The sequence below is a fragment of the Microcystis sp. M53603_WE2 genome (assembly GCF_030065435.1).
Map to the genome: position 1 here is coordinate 1 of NZ_JASJFF010001363.1, position 2,903 is coordinate 2,903.

Here is a 2,903-nt window from a genome sequence, read left to right on the forward strand (position 1 = left end):
ACAGGTTAAAGCTATACAAAAAGGGACATAAAAAAATGCGATCGCCTTGTAAAATAAAAGCATGAAAACTGACACGATTTTTTATCAACTCTTTCAATCTTTCCCCTCTATCTTCTTTGAATTAATTCAACTCCCTATCAGCGAAGCCAATAACTACCGCTTTGACTCAGTGGAAGTCAAACAACTTTCTTTTCGTCTTGATGGAGTCTTTCTGCCTCAAAATAATCACCCTAGATTTCATCGTAAAACCGGGGTTGGGACGGGGATAAAGTTATCCCCTCACCCAACCTTACTTACCAACGATTTAAGAAACCGCCACCATTACCCCAGCGCGGTCGGGAATTAAAGAAACCACCACCGTCAGACCAACCATTACGCCAGGGCCGCGCATTAACGAAACTACCACCGCGACCATCTACCCAACCACCGACACGACTATTCCCCCAACCGCGATTGCCACCATCTCCCCAGCCTAAAGCTTGTAAACTAGGATCGGCAGTACCGGACGGCAGTTGGTTAACCCGTTCGCGTACAGCGCTAGATAGACGACTTAAACGCGCTTCAATGGGATTAGCCTCGTCTGAGGCGGCCTGAGCGGTGCTAGTCAGACCGAAGGCAGATAAAGCGAGAAGAAAGCCGACTAAACCAGTTTTATTGCTGATATTCACCTGAATTTATGCTCCTATTTGGCTTCTTGGGGATTAATTTGGGCGTGTTCGATAACTTTGAAGGCAAAAAACCCCTTTAATAATTCTGGGGGGATGGGAACCATGCCTTGACTACCGAACCAGCGATCGATTTGACTAACGGTGGCCGTATCATTGGTGATGTAATCCTGCATCATTTTAACAATGGCATAGTTGACATCATCCAAAAAAGTAGAGTTATTTTCGGGAACCATGCAAGCGATGCCAAAATTAGCTAGAGCTTCTTCGGGGACGATTTCGTAGATTTTAGGGTTATCTCTGAGGATTGTTCCCGCTAAAGAGATGCTATCCCCCGCTATTGCGTCGATTTTACCTGTTTTTAAAGCTTCGAGGGCTTCTTCTACGGTGCTGTAGGTAGTAACAATTGTCGCTTGCAGTTGTACTAATTTAATCACATCCACGGCCGCAGAAGTGGGAACCAAGGCGATGCGTTTACCGATTAGGGATTGAGGAGTGGAGAGATTGCTACCTTTTTTAGCTAAAATCCTAATCCCAGAAATGCTGTAACTGATGGAAAAATCGACAACTTTCGCCCTTTCCCAAGTAAAAGCCGTACTACAAGCGATATCGATTTCCCCGCTACGAATGAGATTAATTTTCTCTCCGGGTTGGTTAGCTTCAATCATTTGCAGGGTGACGGGACGACCGAGACGAGTTTCCAATCGTTTTCTAATTCGTTCCAACACATCCATAGAATAGCCGACTAATTCCCCCTTATCATTGACGTAGGAGTAGGGAATCGCATCAAAACGGGTTCCTACGGTCAAAAATCCCGTGCGAGCCACTTTTTCCACCACTGTTTCCGCTAAACTCGGACTTGCGAGGAACATGGGCAATATGCAACCTAGTCCCACTAACTGTAAAATTTTCTTCATAAATCGAGTGCTTGCTCCCGTACAAACATAACTATACTAGAATTCACTAAAAAATCTTCAAGGTTTCCATAATAATTTCTGTGAACTTTTACAAATTAGATGGCGGTTCAAGGCGAATTAATTGACCGTTACCTTCATCGGTGAGCAGGTATAAAAATCCGTCGGGACTTTGACGCACATCCCGCACCCTCTGACCGATGGGAATCGCTTCTTGATTGATAATTTCACCCGATTTATCCACTTCCAGACGACGAATATGCCTGGAAACTAAACCACCGGCGAATAAATTTCCCTGCCAATTAGGAAAGCGATTACCGGTATAAAAGACCAATCCCGAAGGAGCGATCGCAGGTGTCCAAATTGTTTTCGGATCAATCAGACCGGGTCGAGATTTTTCGCGGGAAACCGGGGTATTAGTGCCGTACTCTTGACTAGCAGAAACCACTGGCCAACCATAATTTTTACCTTTTTCAATTAAATTTAATTCATCCCCTCCTTTTGCTCCGTGTTCGGTTGCCCAGACTCTTTTAGTCATTGGATCAAAGCTGATTCCTTGAATATTCCGATGACCGTAACTCCAAATTTTAGAACCCGCAAAAGGATTATCTTTAGGTAGAGAACCATCGTCATTGATGCGGATAATTTTACCTAGGGTCTGCTGAAAAAGTTTTTCCTGGGGGCAGGGTGTGGGGTGTGGGGTGTAGGGTGTAGGGTTTTACTCATTTTCAGGTGGCCAATTACCTAATTTTCAGGGAAAAAGTGCCTAAATTTCCCCCCGATCACTCCCATATCCAGTACTTTTTGATTGCCAAAAGGTCTAAAAGTCTTACCCAACAAGGTTTTTAGCTTTATTCAGCAAAGTCTACCTAAATGACTTTGCAGATTTTGGGACTGTTTTCTAATTAAATCTCCCGCTAATTGTAGGGGAGGATTACCCCCGTCCCCAATCGCTACCAATAAAGTGCCATCCGGTAGCCATAATAACCGCGAACCGAAGTGTTGAGAGTCGGTTTTTGCCTGGGAAACTTCAAAAATAACCCGCACATCTCGCAAACTTGCACCATCTTGACACTCCCGTCGCGCTCATGCGAGGGATTCTTGGTTCATCGAGTTTCCTTAATCTGACAGGACGTATCCAATCAAACCAGAGGGAATCTCTCCCCAAGCGTATTAGTTTCCGTGTGTCCCACGGTACTTAGTCCCTTTTTGAGAATGTTGATAGCGGCGTTAATATCTCTATCTTCTACATAGCCACAGTGAGGACAAATATGAGTTCTTGTAGATAGAGATTTAGGGACTTTTTGACCACAATTAGAACAAT

Annotated in this window: 3 protein-coding genes and 3 pseudogenes; 1 reads left to right on the forward strand and 5 read right to left on the reverse strand. The window is 44.4% G+C overall.

Annotated features, from left to right (window positions below):
- Positions 1 to 61 precede the first annotated feature (61 nt).
- Positions 62 to 235, forward strand: a pseudogene (locus PX481_RS28625) (DUF2887 domain-containing protein); the annotation flags it as partial.
- A 58-nt stretch (positions 236 to 293) separates the two neighbouring features.
- Here the strand turns inward: PX481_RS28625 and grrA are convergent.
- The 5 genes and pseudogenes from grrA to PX481_RS28650 form a co-directional block, all read right to left on the reverse strand.
- Complete coding sequence (grrA, locus tag PX481_RS28630) at positions 294 to 668, reverse strand: GrrA/OscA1 family cyclophane-containing rSAM-modified RiPP (RefSeq protein WP_002762432.1); 375 nt, start codon at positions 666 to 668, stop codon at positions 294 to 296.
- A 14-nt stretch (positions 669 to 682) separates the two neighbouring features.
- On the reverse strand, positions 683 to 1,582 hold the full coding sequence (gene grrP, locus PX481_RS28635; protein ID WP_002762433.1) for an extracellular substrate binding-like orphan protein GrrP: 900 nt from the start codon (positions 1,580 to 1,582) through the stop codon (positions 683 to 685).
- 88 nt (positions 1,583 to 1,670) lie between these two features.
- Positions 1,671 to 2,243, reverse strand: a pseudogene (locus tag PX481_RS28640) (PQQ-dependent sugar dehydrogenase); the annotation flags it as partial.
- 191 nt (positions 2,244 to 2,434) lie between these two features.
- Positions 2,435 to 2,638: pseudogene (locus tag PX481_RS28645) on the reverse strand (PQQ-dependent sugar dehydrogenase); the annotation flags it as partial.
- Positions 2,639 to 2,721: 83 nt separating this feature from the next.
- The coding region (locus PX481_RS28650) for a zinc ribbon domain-containing protein (protein ID WP_288097340.1) at positions 2,722 to 2,903 on the reverse strand (182 nt) is incomplete at its 5' end.